The organism is Aminobacter sp. P4_D5 (genome assembly GCF_056401815.1).
This window is the reverse complement of sequence record NZ_JBFUIP010000002.1, coordinates 1-16,475: the sequence shown is the minus strand read 5'-3', so window position 1 is coordinate 16,475 and position 16,475 is coordinate 1. Positions and strand designations below refer to the sequence as shown.

The window sequence follows — 16,475 nt, the reverse complement described above, 5'->3', positions numbered from 1 at the left end:
CAAAACGCCGTGCAGACCAATTTCACCCCCGCCCAGCTCGCCGATCCGCATGTCGCCGAGTCGGAAAAGATCCTGCGCAAATGCGTGCATTGCGGTTTCTGCACGGCCACCTGTCCGACCTATGTGACGCTCGGCAACGAATTGGATTCGCCGCGCGGCCGCATCTATCTGATCAAGGACATGCTCGAAAACGGCCGGCCGGCCGACAAGGAAATCGTCACCCATATCGACCGCTGCCTGTCCTGCCTCGCCTGCATGACGACATGCCCGTCGGGCGTGAACTACATGCACCTTGTCGACCATGCTCGCGCCCATATCGAAGAGACCTATCGCCGGCCGCTGATGAACCGCTTTACGCGCGGCGTGCTGGCTGCGGTGTTGCCCTATCCCGCACGGTTCCGCGCCGCATTGAAGCTGGCCAGGCTCGGCCGGCCTTTTGCCGGGGTCTTTGACTCCGTGCCGGCGCTGAAGCCTTTTGCTGCGATGCTCAGGCTGGCGCCGGCCTCCGTGCCGGCTGTTTCCGCAGTAGCTTCGCCCGCCAGYCATGCCGCCAAGGGCAAGAAACTTGGACGCGTCGCCATCCTCACCGGCTGCGCCCAGCCGGTGCTTGAGCCCGGCATCAACGAGGCGACGGTGTCGCTGCTCACCCGGCTCGGCATCGAGGTCGTGGTGCCGAAAGGCGAGGGCTGCTGCGGTGCGCTTGTCCATCACATGGGCCGCGAGAAGGCAGCGCTGGCTTCGGCGCAGCAGAATGTCGACGCCTGGACGCGCGAACTCGACAATGGCGGCCTCGACGCCATCGTTATCACCGCCTCCGGCTGCGGCACGACGATCAAGGACTATGGCTTCATGCTCAGGCTCGATCAGGCCTATGCCGAAAAGGCTGCGCGGGTGTCAGCACTCGCCAAGGATGTCACCGAATATCTTGCCACGCTCGATCTGCCAGAGCCTCAGCGCAAGCCCGGCCTGACGGTCGCCTACCATTCGGCCTGTTCGATGCAGCATGGCCAGAAGATCACGCGCCAGCCCAAGGAGCTGCTTGCGCGCGCCGGGTTTATCGTCAAGGAGCCGCGCGAGGGGCACCTGTGCTGCGGTTCGGCTGGCACCTACAACATCATGCAGCCGGAGATCTCGGCTCGCCTGCGTGACCGCAAGGTCAAGACCATCGAGGCGACGGGCGCGGCACTTGTCGCCACCGGCAATATCGGCTGCATCACCCAGATCGCCTCGACCGCCAGGCTGCCGGTGGTCCATACGGTGAAGCTGCTCGACTGGGCCTATGGCGGAGACAGGCCGGCTGGCATTCCGGATATCGGCTGAACAAGCGAAGTAGGACGCTGTTTTATTACCTCCGAGGTCGTTGAAACAGATCAGTGCTGTGGCATTTTCCTCGTCACGCGGTCGCTGACTGGCCGAACGATTTCGAGGAGACTGACTTGAGCGTTACCTACCTTATCCGCTTCACCGTCCGCCCCGAGCAGCGCGCCCGCTTCCTCAAGCTCCTCAACGGCGTGCTCGATGCGATGCGCCATGAAGACATGTTCGTTTCGGCAACCCTGCACAGCGATCCGAGCGATGCCAATCATTTCCTGCTGCATGAAACCTGGGCCGATCACCAGGACGTGCTCGATGTGCAGCTCAAGCGGCCATATCGCGAGGATTGGCATGCCGCCCTTGAGGAGCTTCTGGCCAAGCCACGCGACATTTCGATGTGGCAGCCGTTGCGCAGCGACCACAACCAGAATTAGTTGCAGGCTTTGCCGCCCTTACGCATTGAACACGGCTTGTGGAACATGCGAATGTTTCGAGCGTTGCGGGACCTCGAAACATGGTAAAAGGCCCAATGTCAAAAATCAGCCGACGCAGTCTTCTGGCATTGGGCGCAACAGGCATTGCCTCTGCCGCCCTTTCCGCCTGCTCCACCTCGCGTAGCGCCGGACCATCCTATGCCGGAGTTGGGTTTCCCCAGCCGCCGTCGCTGAGCACCGATCCGTCCTTCGGCAATCCGAGCGTGATGTATGCGGCCGTCTCCGACAACGGCCATGAGATTCCCGCCGTGCCGTATCAGAACATCGATCCGAGATTTTATCGCCAGGTCGTGCCCAACCCGACCGGCGAGCAGGCAGGCACCGTCGTCATCGATACCTCGGCCCATTTCCTCTATTTCGTGGCCAATTCCAACGAAGCGATCCGCTATGGCGTCGGACTCGGCCGCGCCGGTTTCGAATGGGCCGGCCGCGGAGTCATCGAGTGGAAGCAGGTGTGGCCGCGCTGGTTCCCGCCGAATGAAATGATCGACCGCCAGCCCGAACTAGAGAAGTACCGCGCGCGCCAGATCCCTCGTACCAACGAATGGGAGGGTGGCATGCCGGCTGGCGTCCAGAACCCGCTCGGAGCCCGTGCGCTCTACATTTTCCAGAACGGCAAGGACACGCTCTACCGCCTGCACGGCTCGCCCGAATGGGCATCGATCGGCAAATCGGTTTCGTCGGGTTGCGTGCGATTGATCAACCAGGACATCATCGACCTTTACGGACGCGTCGCCGACGGCACGCCGATCGTCGTCACCAGTGGACTGCCGACCGGTATTCGGTCGACCGTATCGCAAATCTCGGGCGGAGTCGTGAGGCTCTAGAAACCGGGATTACTCCGCCGCGAGCGTTTCTTCGGCAGTGCCGAAGGTCGCGCGATAGACCGCGCGCTGGCGATTGAGCGCCACCATCGTGTTGCGAAGCAGGATCGCCACCGTCACCGGGCCGACGCCGCCTGGCACAGGGGTGATCCATGACGCCACTTCCTTGACGCTTTCGGTGTCGACATCGCCAACGATGCGGCTCGAACCATCAGGCAATGTCTCGGCATTGATGCCGATATCGATGACGGCAGCACCCGGCTTGACCATGTCGGCCTTGATCAGCCGCGGTTTGCCCACGGCCACGAACAGCGCGTCGGCCCGGCGTGCATGGGCCGCCAGCGAGCGCGTCATGTGATGGCACACCGTCACCGTTGCGCCTTCGCTCATCAAGAGGAAGGCGATCGGCTTGCCGACGATTTCCGAATGTCCGACGACCACGACTTCCAGCCCTTTGAGATCGAGGCCGGTGGCTTTCAGCAGTTCGACCGAGGCGGCCGCCGTGCAGGGCGCGAGGTCGAGCTGGTTATAGACGATGTTGCCGATCGAGGCCGGGTGCATGCCCTCGACGTCCTTCAGCGGATGCACCGCCGCCTGGATCGCCTTGATCGGGATATGCGCAGGCACTGGCCGCTGGATGATGATGCCGGTGATGCGCGGATCGGCGTTCATGCCGTGGATGGCGGCTTCGAGTTCGCCTGCTGTCAGTTCGGCGGGAAAACGCCGCTCCTCGAAATCGATGCCGGCGAGCTCCGCCTTGGCGCGCTGGTTGCGGACATAGACGTCCACTGCGGCGACATCACCGACGGTGATCGAAACAAGCTTGGGGCGGAAGCCTTCGTCGGTCGCCTTTTGCGCGGCGGCGCGCACTTCGGCAATGATACGGGCGGCCACGGGGCCGCCTTTGAGATAGCGGTTGTCGTCGAGCGGCGGCATGTGTCTTCCTTTGGCGGTCATCGACTTGGGATAAACCCGGATACTTCGGCACGCCGAGGATGAAAAGGGTCGACGAAATCAAATTTTATCCATGTTAAACAATTTTTCCTGAGAAATCGAGCCGTGGCTTTCAGTTTGCTGAACAGCGAAAAGGGCAGCGCGGTCTTCCGCCACGCTGCCCTTTTGCTTGGGAACCATGTCTTGCGACAGGCTCCGCCCCCGTAAACGGTAATTACCTGACGACGACCTTGGTGCCGACCGCGACCTTTTCGTAGAGTTCCATCACGTCTTCGTTGCGCATGCGGATACAACCTGATGACACCGCCCCGCCGATCGTCCAGGGCTGGTTGGTGCCGTGGATGCGGTAGAGCGTCGATCCGAGATAAAGCGCGCGCGCGCCGAGCGGGTTGTTGGGTCCACCCGTCATCATCGCCGGCAACACACGGCCCTTGGCGCGTTCGCGCGCGATCATTTCCGCCGGCGGGCGCCAATCCGGCCATTCGCGCTTCGACGTCACCTTGTGGGTGCCGGACCATTCGAAGCCCGGCTTGCCGGTGCCGACACCGTAGCGCCGCGCCTGTCCATCCGCCTGTACGTGGTAGAGGAAGTTCTCATTGGTATCGATGATGATGGTGCCCGGCTTTTCGCTGCCGTCATAGGAAACCACCTGCGGCAGATAGATCGGGTTGATCTGCGGCTTGACGTTGCGCTTTTCGGGCGCGCGCAGCGCTGCCGTCTGCACCCGGTCCGGCTGGGTCTGGCGCCGCTGGGCGGCACGCGGAGCTGCGGGCCTGACCTGCTGTTGGGCGCTTTGCTGGCGCTGCTGCCTCGGCGCAATTTCGTTCGGGTTGCGCCCGAGCTGCAGCACCCAAGGGGCTGAAAGGTCGGGGCTCACCACCACAGGCGGGCGCTCGGCGTAGCGGTCATAGGCCATTGCGGGCGAAACCAGTTCGGCCAGCATGGCGGCCGATGCCAACAGGATCAGAGGTTTTCTCATGGACGCACTCTCAACTCGATCGTCGCCGCGGGGGCAGGGCACAACCCGTCCCCCGATTCGAGATCATGTTGTCTGTGCCTACCCACCGAAACGTGAATCGGGTTGCTTAAAATGCGAGATTGTCTGGAAACCTTTTGGTGTGGTTACCGACCGGTTCAGGAGTCTGGTAAAGCACGGGTAAATCATTGCAGCGCCGCGCGTCCTATTGGACGCGCAAAGGACGCTGCAACACTTTGAGTCGGCGCATGATCCTTTCCGAAAATCGGAATCGATTTTCGGGGTCATGCACTGCGCTGTTAACGAACGGATTTGTGATGGAAGAGAAAAAGACAGGCCTGATGCTGGGCGCGGATGGAGCAACGCGCTGCTTCTGGCCGGGCGCGCTGCCGGACTACCTGCATTACCACGACAATGAGTGGGGCCGCCCCGTCACGAACGATATCAGGCTGTTCGAAAAGATCTGCCTCGAAGGCTTCCAGTCCGGCTTGTCGTGGCTGACGATTCTGCGCAAGCGTGATAATTTCCGCGAGGCGTTTTCCGGCTTCGACTTCGACCGTGTCGCCGAATATGGCGAGACCGACATCGAGCGCCTGCTCGGCAACCCCGGCATCGTGCGCCATCGCGGCAAGATCGTGTCGACCATCAACAATGCCAGGCGCGCCCGGGAATTGGCTGATGAGGCCGGCTCGCTCGCCGCCTGGTTCTGGAACTTCGAACCCGGCGCGGACGAGCGGCCTGTGGTTGTCGACTATCCCACGCTGATCGCCAATCCGACGACGCCGACCTCGACGCGGATTTCGAAAGAACTGAAGAAGCGCGGCTGGAGCTTTGTCGGGCCAACCACAGTCTATGCCTTCATGCAGGCGATGGGACTGGTCAACGACCACATCGAAGGCTGCATGTGCCGGGGCAAGATCGAAGCCGAGCGCAAGGCCTTCAAGCGGCCGGGATGAAGTGGGCCGCTGTGCACTAGCCCTACCGACTCCAATGCCGTGACGTTCAAGGCGTCTGAATTAGGCAGCTGGATGAGGGCGTCCGGGACGCTCGGGCTATTGCTCGATCCGCCCAGCGAAATGATCGGCCGATGCGTCCACAAGCGGCCGAGCAAGAGCCATCACTTCTCGAAACGTCCTTTGTGCCCGCTACCGGCGATGTTCCAGACAAGCGCCTTGCCGGAAATCGTCAGCACCAGCCCGTCGAAGCCGCGGTCGTCGGGCGTATGGGTGCGGGAGGCGGCACGCCGCCCGGCGGGAATGATCTCCACCGAGGAACCCCGCTGCACCCAGCAGCCCTTGCCGTACTGGTCGTTGGCGCCATAGGCGAGCATGAATTCAAAGCTGCCGTCTGGCCGCAGTAGCAATTCCGAGCCGACTTCCATGACGCCGTTGAGATAATAATGGCCGGCAAGCTTTGGATTGCCCGGCGTGCAGGCCTGGGCCGCGCCGCTTGTCATCATGCAGGCAGCAAGCGCACTCAGGCCCGAGGTGGCGAGCGATGCGGTCATTCGTGGCATCGGCAGTGCTTTCTCTCAGACGTTCAGGCGCCCATGCCTGAAAACAACAAGCCGGCAGCGATCGTGGCTACCGTCGCCAATGCAGGATAAAGCACAAGGACACAGGTCAGCAGCGCTTCGCCAACCGAGGCCTTCGTCGGCTTGGCTCCCAGTTTTTCCGGCGGCGCCGGAGCCTTGTCGAATTCAGCGGCCCTTGGCATTCCCGTCGTTCCATATTTCGGATGGAGCGGCTTATCGGATGCGGCTGTATCGGCACGATGTCGGTTGGTTATCGGCTTTGTTTCGGCTCTGCAGGCCGCTCATCGTGCCAAACGCTTGCCGCTCCATCCCATTTCGGTTACGACACGCCGCGCCGTATCAGCGGCCAAAATTTCTGGAAAAAGTGCGGAATTCGACCATGGCCGACAAATCGGAAAAGATGAAAGCGCGGCTGCCGCGCGGCTTCRTTGACCGCAGCGCGGACGACATCCGCGCCGTCGAGAAGATGATGGTCGCGATCCGCGAGGTCTACGAGCTTTACGGCTTCGAGCCGGTCGAGCAGCCGCTGATCGAATACACCGACGCGCTCGGAAAATTCCTGCCCGACCAGGACCGTCCCAATGAGGGCGTCTTTTCTTTCCAGGACGATGACGAGCAGTGGCTGTCGCTGCGCTATGACCTGACCGCGCCCACAGCGCGTTTCGTCGCCGAAAACTATGAAAAGCTGCCCAAGCCCTATCGCAGCTACCGCTCTGGCTGGGTGTTCCGCAACGAAAAGCCCGGTCCCGGCCGTTTCCGCCAGTTCATGCAGTTCGATGCCGACACCATCGGCACACCGGGTGTCGCGGCCGATGCCGAGATGACCATGATGATGGCCGACGTCATGGAAGCTTTGGGCATCAAGCGGGGCGACTATGTCATCCGAGTCAACAACCGCAAGGTCCTCGACGGCGTGCTTGAGGCGATCGGCCTCGGCGGCGACGAGAACGCCAACCGCCGGCTGACTGTGCTGCGCGCCATCGACAAGCTCGACAAGTTCGGCCCCGAAGGCGTCAGGCTCCTGCTCGGCAAGGGGCGCTGGGACGGCGGCACGGAAGGTGAGGGCGACTTCACCAAGGGTGCCGGCCTGGACGAGGCGGCGATTAACACCGTTATCGCCTTCACTGAAGCCGGTGCTGCCGATTCCGACACCACGACCCAGAACCTCAAGGCCATCGTTTCCGGCAATGTTCGTGGCACCGAAGGTGTCGATGAACTGGCGCAGATCGGCTCGCTGGTTGCAGCGGCAGGCTATGACGATGGCCGCATCAAGATCGATCCCTCGGTCGTACGTGGCCTCGAATATTACACCGGTCCTGTCTACGAGGCCGAGCTTCTGGCTGAAATCCCCAATGACGACGGCCAGGTTGTGCGCTTCGGCTCGGTGGGTGGCGGTGGCCGTTACGATGGCCTGGTTTCGCGCTTCCGTGGCGAGCCGGTGCCGGCCACCGGCTTTTCCATCGGCGTGTCACGCCTGATGACGGCGCTGAAGAACCTCGGCAAGCTCGATACATCTGACGTCATAGCGCCGGTTGTGGTGCTGGTCATGGACAAGGACACCGAAAGTCTCGGCCGCTATCAGAAGATGGTCGCCGAGCTGCGCGCGGCAAAAATTCGTGCCGAAATGTATCTCGGTGGCGCCGGCATGAAGGCGCAGATCAAATATGCCGACCGCCGCGGCTCGCCTGTGGTCATCATCCAGGGCGGCGATGAGCGCGCCCGGGGTGAAATCCAGATCAAGGACCTGATCGAGGGCGCGCGCTTGTCGGCCGAGATCACCGACAACGCCGAATGGCGCGCAGCGCGCCCAGCACAGATCACCGTGCCGGAAGCCGACCTCGTTGCCGAAGTGAAGAAGATCCTGGCCGCGCAGGCGGAAGAGCGCAGCCGTGGCTAGTGAATGCACGCAGCGGTCTGCACTGCCCCTCATCCCCCTGCCGGGACCTTCTCCCCGTAGAACGGGGCGAAGGGGATTGGCCGCAACGCTGGCGCCTCCCTCGCCCCGTTTACGGGGTGAGGGTGAGGGGCATAGCCCCACCTACGTGGAGTTTCATCGGCCATGAACGCGCGTTATCCGGCCATCGCGTCCGATATCCTGAAGCTCTTCGCGGCGCGCGGGGCCGACGCCGTCGACGTGCCGGTGCTGCAGCCGGCCGATCCGTTCCTCGACATGGCCGGCGAGGATTTGCGACGCCGCATTTTCCTGACCGAAAGCGAGACGGGCGCGTCGCTGTGCCTGCGACCGGAATTCACCATTCCGGTCTGCCTCGACCACATCCACACGCAGTCCGGCACGCCGCGCCGATATTCTTATCTCGGCGAGGTGTTCCGTCAGCGCCGCGAGGGCGGCAACGAGTTTTTCCAGGCTGGCGTCGAGGATCTGGGCGACGCCGACACGGCGGTGGCCGACGCGCGTTCGGTGGCCGATGCGTTTGCGCTTTTGTCGCTGTGCCTGCCCGGCCACGATCTCACAGTCACGCTTGGCGACCAGGCTATCTTCGAGGCGGTGCTGGCGGCTCTCGGTCTGCCGCGCGGCTGGCGCATGCGCCTTGCTCGCGCCTTTGGCTCGGCTGAGCTTTTGGCTGCGGCACTTGGCGATCTCGCAGCACCCACGCGGACCTCCGCTTTGAGCGAACCGGTTGCTTCGCTGGTGGCGGACGGCGATCGCGAGGCCCTTGCCGCGCACATCGCCACTGGCATGGAACAGGCGGGCCTGTCGCCGTCGGCTGGCCGCACGCCCAACGACATCGCCCGCCGGCTCATCGAAAAAGCTGAGCTGCGCAGCGTACGTCTTTCTAGCGATGCCTTCGAGGCGCTTGAGCGCTTCCTTGCCATCGACGTGGCGCTCGACGAGGCACCTGCGGCACTCAAGGAATTCGCCGCTGGTGCTGGGCTCTCGCTCGGTGCGGCGTTGGAGAATTTCGCTGCTCGCGCCAAAGCTGTCTCCGGCCACGGCCTCGGCGCCCAATCCGTTCGCTATGACGCAGCCTTCGGTCGCCCGCTCGACTACTATACCGGCCTCGTCTTCGAGATTTCCGGTCCCGACGCCGAGCGCCCGCTGGCCGGTGGCGGTCGCTATGACCGGCTACTGACGCTGCTCGGCGCGGCAAAGCCCATTCCCGGTGTCGGCTTCTCCGTCTGGCTCGACCGTATCGAAGCCCTGAGGGGAGGCAACTGATGGCGATATCGATTGCGCTCCCTTCCAAGGGCAGGCTCAAGGAGCAGGCGCTTGAGGTGCTGGCCAAGGCTGGCTTCGCTGTTACGTTGCCCGACGACGACCGCCGTTACCGCGCCTCGATCGAGGGCAGGGCGGATATCGAGATCGCCTTCCTGTCGGCCTCCGAAATCTCTGGTGAGATCGGCCAGGGCAATGTCGACCTCGGCATCACGGGCGAAGACCTGATCCGCGAAAACCTCGCCGATTGGGAAAGCAAGGCCGAGATCGCAGCCCGCCTCGGCTTCGGCCATGCCGATGTCGTCGTTGCCGTGCCTGACATCTGGCTCGATGTCGACACCATGGCTGATCTCGACGATGTCGCTGCCGATTTCCGCCAGCGCCACGGCCGGCGCCTGCGCATCGCCACCAAATACTGGCGGCTGACCCAGCAATTTTTCTCCCAGATGCATGGCATCCAAGTCTACCGCATCGTCGAGAGCCTGGGCGCCACCGAAGGTGCTCCCGCTGCCGGCTCGGCCGACATCATCGTAGACATCACCTCGACCGGTTCGACGCTGCGCGCCAATCATCTGAAAATCCTGTCGGACGGCGTCATCCTGCGGTCGCAGGCGTGCTTGGTGCAGTCACGCAAAGCCCGCAGCGCGGCCGATGAGGCGGTGTTGTCCGAGTTCAATGCCGCAATAGCGGCTGCAGTTCGCGGATAATCCGCGCAAGCTCGATGCATTCATTGTGCCTGGGGCTGTTGCGGCGCCAGGCAAGGCAGATTCGGCGCTCCGGCACGGGTTCGGCGAAGGGCACGATTTTCAGATCGCGCTGATCGTGAGCGGGTCCCGCCGCCATCTCCGGTATCAGCGTCACGCCCAACCCATGCGCCACCATCTGCAGCAGAGTGGTCAGGCTGGTCGCGCCATAGCTGGCCATTGCCACCGGCTTGACGCTGCCGCAGACCGCCAGCGCCTGTTCGCGCAGGCAATGGCCTTCTTCCAGTAGCATCAGCCGTTCCAATGCCGGGCTTTCCGGCGGCACCGGCGGCGAAGCGAAATCCGGGTCATCTGCGGGTACCGCCAGATAAAAGCGGTCTGAAAACAGCTCCTGCGCCATCAGGCCGGGATAATCGAGTGGCAGGGCGGCGACGAAAGCGTCGATACGGCCGTTCAGCGCGTCCTCTGCCAGTGATCCGGTGATCGCTTCGCGCAGTTCCAGCCTGAGATTGGGATACTCGCGCTTCAGCGCCGGCAGGATATGCGGCAAAAGGTAAGGCGCCACCGTCGGGATGATGCCCAGGCGCAGTCTCCCTTCCATCGCCAGCCTGCCGCGCCGGGCAGTCGTTTCGACCTCGCGGATTTCGGCCAGGATGTTCTCGATGCGCGGCTGCAGGTCCAGCGCATCTTCGGTCAGGCGCACCGCCTTGCCGCCACGTTCGAACAGCGTGCACCCAAGACGCTCTTCCATCTCTGCGATCTGCGCTGAAAGCGCTGGCTGGCTGACACCGGCAAACTCGGCGGCGCGGCCAAAATGCAGCGTCTGGGCCAGCGCTGCGAAATATTCCATCTGTCGGATTGTCAGGCGTATCATAATCTTAGGTTATCAAGATCGTCAGAAAAGGCAATTTGGCTTTATCAAAATCTGCTCCTAGACTGGAATGGTTCCAATAAGACGGCGCTCCTTTCCGCTGCCGGGACCGAAGCCAAGAGGGAGGCGCGAGCCATGACAAAACCGACGACGACCACCAGCGCGGGTGCGCCAGACAACCAGCATTTGTTCGCTGCCAGCGGGCGCGGTCCGGTCGGGCTGTAGAGCTGCCGGCACACCGCGAAGCTGGCCGATCAAGCGCAATCACAACGACACAAAATACGTTCGGAGATGAACATGGACACGAAGACTGACGAAAACAGCGTGGGCAAATGCCCGGTCGCGCACACGACCGCCGGCAGGGCCAATCGCGATTGGTGGCCGAACCAGCTGGACCTCAAGGTCCTCCACCAGCACTCCAATCTCTCCGACCCAATGGGCGAAGCGTTTGACTACGCGAAGGAATTCGAAAGCCTCGACCTGAACGCCGTGATCCAGGACCTCACTGCCCTGATGACGGACTCGCAGGATTGGTGGCCAGCCGATTTCGGCCATTACGGACCGCTATTCGTCCGCATGGCGTGGCATGCCGCCGGCACCTATCGCATCGGCGACGGCCGCGGCGGTGCTGGCGCCGGACAGCAGCGCTTTGCGCCGCTCAACAGCTGGCCGGAYAACGTCAACCTCGACAAGGCGCGCCGGCTGYTKTGGCCGRTCAAGCAGAAGTACGGCMRCAAGATCTCCTGGGCSGACCTGATGRTCCTSGCCGGCAAYGTCGCCTTGGARTCSATGGGCTTCAAGACCTTCGGCTTCGSCGGCGGMCGTGCGGATGTCTGGGAGCCCGARGAAGACATCTACTGGGGCTCCGAAGGCAAATGGCTGGCCGACGAGCGCTACAGCGGCGACCGCGACCTCGCCAACCCGCTTGCCGCCGTCCAGATGGGGCTCATCTATGTGAACCCGGAAGGGCCAAACGGCACGCCCGATCCGCTCGCCTCGGCGCGCGACATCCGCGAGACTTTTGCCCGCATGGCGATGAACGACGAGGAGACAGTTGCGCTCATCGCCGGCGGMCACACCTTCGGCAAGACCCAYGGCGCCGGCGATGCCTCGCTTGTCGGCCCCGAACCTGAAGCTGCCGACATCGAGCTGCAGGGCCTAGGCTGGAAGAGCAGCTTCGGCACCGGCAAGGGCGGCGACACGATCGGCAGCGGCCTGGAAGTCACCTGGACCACGACGCCGACGAAATGGAGCGGCAACTTCTTCTGGAACCTGCTTGGCTACGAGTGGGAACTGACCAAGAGCCCGGCCGGTGCCCATCAGTGGACACCCAAGCACGGCATGGGCGCCGGCACTGTGCCGGATGCGCATGACCCCTCGAAGCGTCACGCACCGTCGATGCTTACCAGCGACATCGCCTTGCGGGCCGATCCTGCCTACGAAAAGATCTCGCGGCGCTTCTTCGAGAACCCCGATCAGTTCGCCGATGCCTTCGCACGCGCCTGGTACAAGCTCACGCATCGCGACATGGGTCCGATCGCGCGCTATCTCGGTCCGCTCGTCCCTAAGGAAGAGCTGTTGTGGCAGGACCCTATCCCCGCGGTCGATCATGTTCTGGTCGATGAGCAGGACGTTGAGGCCCTGAAGGCCAAGATACTCGCTGCGGTGCCCTCGGTGTCGCAGCTGGCCTCGACGGCCTGGGCTTCGGCTTCGACGTTCCGAGGCTCCGACAAGCGCGGTGGTGCCAATGGCGCGCGCATTCGTCTCAGCCCCCAAAAGGACTGGGAAGTAAATCAGCCCGCCCAGCTGGCGTCGGTTCTCGCAAAACTCGAAACGATCCAGAAGGAGTTCAACGCTTCGCAGTCCGGCAACAAGAAAGCCTCGCTTGCCGACCTGATCGTGCTCGGTGGCGTCGCTGCCATCGAGAAGGCTGCCAAGGACGCTGGGCAAAACGTCAAGGTGCCTTTCACGCCGGGTCGCATGGATGCCTCGCAGGAGCAGACCGACGTCGACTCCTTCGCCCCGCTCGAGCCGACCGCTGACGGTTTCCGCAACTATCTCAGGGGCAGGCAGCGCTTGTCGCCCGAGGAAACGTTGGTGGATCGGGCGCAGCTGCTGACTCTGACAGCGCCCGAGATGACGGTGCTGGTCGGTGGCCTGCGCGTGCTCGGCGCCAATGCGGACGAGTCCGCACATGGCGTCTTCACGACGCAGCCTGAAACGTTGACCAACGACTTCTTCGTCAACCTGCTCGACATGGGAACGGAGTGGAAGGCGGTCTCGGAGGCCAAGGACGTGTTCGAAGGTCGCGACCGTAAGACTGGTGAGGTCAAGTGGTACGCCACCCGGGCCGACCTGATCTTCGGTTCGCACTCGCAGCTGCGCGCTCTTGCTGAAGTCTATGGCAGCTCGGACGCCAAGGAAAAATTCGTCAAGCATTTCGTGGCGGCGTGGACCAAGGTGATGAACGCTGACCGTTTCGACCTTGGCGAGACGTTGCAGGCGGCAGAATAGCAATTCGGGATCAAACGAACGAGGCAGGCGCGGAGCAATCCGCGCCTGTTTCATTTTTCGCCGACCCGTTCGGGGGAAGTTTTTACCCTGCAAGCTTGGTCCGACGCTTGTGCATTCCCTCGCCGCTGTTTAGCTAGGCCTGATACGGGTCAACCGAAAACGGAACACCGAACATGCGACTTGGCGGAAGACTGGCTGCGGCCATCGAAGTACTCGACGATATCGAGAGGCGGCATCGGCCCGCCGCGGATGCACTCAAGGATTGGGGACTGTCCCATCGCTTCGCCGGCGCCGGCGACCGCGCCGCGATTGGCAACATCGTCTATGACGCGTTGCGCCGCAAGCGCTCCGCCACCTGGCTGCTTGGCGACGAGACCTCGCGCGCGCTCGGCTTTGGCGCGCTGCTGCTTGAATGGGACCAGTCCGCCGAGGCACTCAATCAGACGCTCGACGGCGACAAGTTCGCGCCCGAGCCGCTGAGCGCTGACGAGCTCATGGCCATCGCCGAGCGCAAGCTCACGGATGCGCCCGACGTCGTCCGTGCTGATTCGCCTGACTGGTGCGCGCCATTGCTTGAGCGCGCTTTCGGCAGCGAGTGGGTGGCTGAAGGTGCAGCCCTTGCCGCGCGTCCGCCGCTCGACATCCGCGCCAACACGCTGAAGGCCGACCGCGCCCGCGTCATCGGCGAACTCGAAGGCACCCAGGCAGCGCCGATGGCGCTTGCTCCGAATGGTGTACGCATCCCGCCCATTGACGGTAGCGGCCGTCATCCCAATGTCCAGGCCGAGCCGGCGTTCCAGAAGGGCTGGTTCGAAATCCAGGATGAGGGCTCGCAGCTTGCCGCCGAGTTGGCTGGTGCCACCCCTGGCATGCAGGTGCTCGATTATTGCGCAGGTGCTGGCGGCAAAACGCTGGCGCTGTCGGCGTCGATGGAAAATCGCGGCCAGATATTCGCCCACGATTCGGAAAAGTCGCGCCTGGCGCCGATGTTCGATCGCCTGCGCCGGTCGGACAATCGCAATGTCCAGGTCGTCACCAAGCCATCCGAGCTTTCCGTTCTCACCGGCCACATGGATCTCGTTTTGATCGACGCGCCCTGCACTGGCAGCGGCACGTGGCGCCGGAGGCCCGATGCCAAATGGCGCCTCACCCAGAGGCAGCTCGACGTTCGCAAGGCTGAACAGTCGGCCATCCTCGACGCCGCCAGCACCTATGTGAAGCCGGGTGGCCTGATGGTCTACATCACCTGCTCGGTCTTCGACGAAGAGAATGCCGACCAGGTCGCGGCGTTCCTGGGGCGTGACAAGAGCTTTGCGGCGGTCGATCATCGCGCGCTTTGGCAAGCCCGTTTCCCCGGTCGTGACGATGCCGTGCGCTTTAACGCGCAGGGCCTGTCGCTGACGCCTGCGCGCAGCGGCACCGACGGCTTCTATTTCGCCGCCATGCGCCGAGCCGCTTGATCTGAGCCTAGATCATTTCGCTTCGCCCATTGGCGGAGCGAAATGGGCAACCAGTTGCCTCCACAGGCGTTGTCCACCTCGCGCTCGCATTGCTGGAGGTCGGATGAACAGATACGCCGCTTTACTTGGTTTCATCGTGCTGGTGCTCGGCGGCGGCACGCTGATCGGATTTTTGACGTTGCCGGGCGAATGGTATGCGGGGCTCGCAAAACCCTTCTTCAATCCGCCAAACTGGATTTTCGGCCCTGCCTGGTCAGCGCTCTATGTCTTGATTGGCATCGCCGGCTGGCGCGTCTGGCTACTCGATTCCGGCGGTGTCGCGATGCGGGTCTGGAGCGCCCAGCTGGTGCTCAATTTTTTGTGGTCGCCGACCTTTTTCGGCCTGCAACAAACAGGCCTTGCTTTGCTGATTATTGTCGCCCTGCTCATTGCCATTCTGGGCTTCATGGCAACTGCGCGGAAATCTGACCATGTCGCCGCCTGGTTGTTTGCGCCTTATGCGGCTTGGGTCGCCTTCGCCACGCTGCTCAATGCCTCGATCTGGTGGCTCAATTGATATGATTTTGCGCTGCAGCATTTCCGATTGCCTGCATTTGCCGGCTTTGCGATAAGCAATGCCAAGAGGACATCGCAAATGGCAGCCAAGATCGTACCCGCACCCGACTATGACGAGCGTGTCAGGGCTTCCTTCGCGCGCCAGAGCGCGATGCGGACCATCGGCGCCGAGCTCACGCTGGTCACCCCTGGCATCATCGAGATCGAGATGCCGTTTTCGGATGAGCTGACCCAGCAACACGGCTTTCTCCATGCTGGCGTCATTTCGACGGCGCTCGATTCTGCCTGCGGCTATGCTGCCTTTTCGCTGATCCCGGAAAGCTCGAGCGTGCTCACGATCGAGTTCAAGGTCAATCTGCTTGCCCCCGGCAAGGGCGAGCGCTTCCTGTTTCGCGGTTCGGTCACCAAGCCCGGCCGCACCATCGTCGTTGCCGACGGCCAGGCCTATGCGATTTCGGCCGACGGCGAGGCCAAGCTGATTGCCACCATGACCGGCACGATGATGGCGATCGCCGGTCGCGACGGTATTGAGGGCTGACACCATGCCTGATGTGACGCAATTCGCCGGTCGCAACGTGCTGTTCGTCATGGCGGCCGATGCCGAATATGGCCCGCATCTGCAACAGCTTTTCGTGCCTGTCATGACTGGTGTCGGCCCGGTTGAAGCAGGGGTGAGGGTCGCCGGTGAACTTGCGCTGCTCGCTGCCTCCAACTACCTGCCCGATCTCGTCGTCTGCCTTGGCTCCGCCGGCAGCCGCAGGCTGGAGCAGACTGAGGTTTACCAAGCCGTTTCGGTCAGCTACCGCGACATGGACGCGTCCGCGCTCGGCTTTGAAAAAGGCGCGACACCTTTTCTCGACCTGCCGGTTACAGTGCCGCTACCGCTGAAAATCCCGGGTCTGAAAGAGGCCAGCCTTTCAACCGGCGCCACCATCATTTCAGGCGCTGGCTACGACGCGATTCCAGAAGACATGGTCGACATGGAGACATTCGCCGTGCTGCGCGCCTGCCAGATGTTTTCCGTGCCGCTTATCGCGCTGCGCGGCATCTCCGATGGTCCCACCGACATCGGCCATGTCGATGACTGGACCGAATATCTC

17 protein-coding genes are annotated in these 16,475 nt (G+C 62.9%); 12 read left to right on the top strand and 5 right to left on the bottom strand.

Annotation, left to right across the window (positions count from 1 at the left end):
* The first annotated feature begins 9 nt into the window (after positions 1-9).
* The 3 genes from glcF to AC1DWF_RS00890 all read left to right on the top strand — a co-directional run bounded on the left by glcF (position 10) and on the right by AC1DWF_RS00890 (position 2,635).
* Entirely contained in the window at positions 10-1,320 is a 1,311-nt protein-coding gene (glcF, locus tag AC1DWF_RS00900; protein ID WP_476785088.1) for a glycolate oxidase subunit GlcF, read from the top strand.
* Positions 1,321-1,436: 116 nt separating this feature from the next.
* Positions 1,437-1,748, top strand: a complete 312-nt coding sequence (locus tag AC1DWF_RS00895) for a putative quinol monooxygenase (protein WP_476785087.1) — start codon at positions 1,437-1,439, stop codon at positions 1,746-1,748.
* A 95-nt stretch (positions 1,749-1,843) separates the two neighbouring features.
* On the top strand, positions 1,844-2,635 hold the full coding sequence (locus AC1DWF_RS00890; protein WP_476787749.1) for a L,D-transpeptidase: 792 nt from the start codon (positions 1,844-1,846) through the stop codon (positions 2,633-2,635).
* A 9-nt stretch (positions 2,636-2,644) separates the two neighbouring features.
* Here AC1DWF_RS00890 and AC1DWF_RS00885 read toward each other — a convergent pair whose 3' ends face one another.
* Together AC1DWF_RS00885 and AC1DWF_RS00880 are read right to left on the bottom strand one after the other, a co-directional pair.
* Positions 2,645-3,568 (bottom strand): bifunctional 5,10-methylenetetrahydrofolate dehydrogenase/5,10-methenyltetrahydrofolate cyclohydrolase, encoded by a 924-nt coding sequence (locus tag AC1DWF_RS00885; RefSeq protein WP_476786929.1) that lies wholly within the window; start codon positions 3,566-3,568, stop codon positions 2,645-2,647.
* Between the two features lie 232 nt (positions 3,569-3,800).
* Entirely contained in the window at positions 3,801-4,565 is a 765-nt protein-coding gene (locus tag AC1DWF_RS00880; RefSeq protein WP_476787748.1) for a L,D-transpeptidase, read from the bottom strand.
* 314 nt (positions 4,566-4,879) lie between these two features.
* Here AC1DWF_RS00880 and AC1DWF_RS00875 point away from each other — a divergent pair, with 314 nt between their 5' ends.
* Positions 4,880-5,518 carry a DNA-3-methyladenine glycosylase I gene (locus tag AC1DWF_RS00875; protein WP_476784608.1) on the top strand — a complete coding sequence of 213 codons (639 nt, stop codon included), beginning with the start codon at positions 4,880-4,882 and terminating at the stop codon, positions 5,516-5,518.
* 161 nt (positions 5,519-5,679) lie between these two features.
* Here the strand turns inward: AC1DWF_RS00875 and AC1DWF_RS00870 are convergent, their stop codons facing one another.
* Both AC1DWF_RS00870 and AC1DWF_RS00865 read right to left on the bottom strand, forming a co-directional pair.
* The gene (locus AC1DWF_RS00870) at positions 5,680-6,069 is read right to left on the bottom strand and encodes a hypothetical protein (protein ID WP_476784607.1); all 390 of its coding nucleotides are present in this window, start codon (positions 6,067-6,069) and stop codon (positions 5,680-5,682) included.
* 32 nt (positions 6,070-6,101) lie between these two features.
* Entirely contained in the window at positions 6,102-6,278 is a 177-nt protein-coding gene (locus tag AC1DWF_RS00865) for a hypothetical protein (protein WP_476784606.1), read from the bottom strand.
* A gap of 197 nt (positions 6,279-6,475) precedes the next feature.
* Between AC1DWF_RS00865 and hisS the strand changes: the two genes are divergently transcribed.
* From hisS to hisG, 3 genes are all read left to right on the top strand, one after another.
* The gene (hisS, locus tag AC1DWF_RS00860) at positions 6,476-7,993 is read left to right on the top strand and encodes a histidine--tRNA ligase (RefSeq protein WP_476841388.1); all 1,518 of its coding nucleotides are present in this window, start codon (positions 6,476-6,478) and stop codon (positions 7,991-7,993) included.
* 162 nt (positions 7,994-8,155) lie between these two features.
* Complete coding sequence (locus AC1DWF_RS00855) at positions 8,156-9,274, top strand: ATP phosphoribosyltransferase regulatory subunit (RefSeq protein WP_476784604.1); 1,119 nt, start codon at positions 8,156-8,158, stop codon at positions 9,272-9,274.
* Positions 9,274-9,978 carry an ATP phosphoribosyltransferase gene (gene hisG / locus AC1DWF_RS00850; RefSeq protein WP_476784603.1) on the top strand — a complete coding sequence of 235 codons (705 nt, stop codon included), beginning with the start codon at positions 9,274-9,276 and terminating at the stop codon, positions 9,976-9,978. The genes AC1DWF_RS00855 and hisG overlap by 1 nt, the downstream gene beginning before the upstream one ends.
* Here hisG and AC1DWF_RS00845 read toward each other — a convergent pair.
* Entirely contained in the window at positions 9,944-10,849 is a 906-nt protein-coding gene (locus AC1DWF_RS00845) for a hydrogen peroxide-inducible genes activator (protein WP_476784602.1), read from the bottom strand. The genes hisG and AC1DWF_RS00845 overlap by 35 nt on opposite strands.
* 294 nt (positions 10,850-11,143) lie before the next feature.
* On the opposite strand from AC1DWF_RS00845, the gene katG reads away from it, so the two are divergent.
* The 5 genes from katG to AC1DWF_RS00820 form a co-directional block, all read left to right on the top strand.
* The gene (katG, locus tag AC1DWF_RS00840; RefSeq protein ID WP_476841387.1) at positions 11,144-13,360 is read left to right on the top strand and encodes a catalase/peroxidase HPI; all 2,217 of its coding nucleotides are present in this window, start codon (positions 11,144-11,146) and stop codon (positions 13,358-13,360) included.
* A gap of 173 nt (positions 13,361-13,533) precedes the next feature.
* Positions 13,534-14,820 carry an RsmB/NOP family class I SAM-dependent RNA methyltransferase gene (locus tag AC1DWF_RS00835; protein ID WP_476785006.1) on the top strand — a complete coding sequence of 429 codons (1,287 nt, stop codon included), beginning with the start codon at positions 13,534-13,536 and terminating at the stop codon, positions 14,818-14,820.
* 103 nt (positions 14,821-14,923) lie between these two features.
* Positions 14,924-15,376, top strand: a complete 453-nt coding sequence (locus AC1DWF_RS00830) for a TspO/MBR family protein (RefSeq protein WP_476785005.1) — start codon at positions 14,924-14,926, stop codon at positions 15,374-15,376.
* Positions 15,377-15,454: 78 nt separating this feature from the next.
* Positions 15,455-15,913 (top strand): PaaI family thioesterase, encoded by a 459-nt coding sequence (locus tag AC1DWF_RS00825; protein WP_476785004.1) that lies wholly within the window; start codon positions 15,455-15,457, stop codon positions 15,911-15,913.
* A 4-nt stretch (positions 15,914-15,917) separates the two neighbouring features.
* On the top strand, positions 15,918-16,475 hold a 558-nt coding region (locus tag AC1DWF_RS00820), incomplete at its 3' end, for a 5'-methylthioadenosine/S-adenosylhomocysteine nucleosidase (protein ID WP_476841386.1).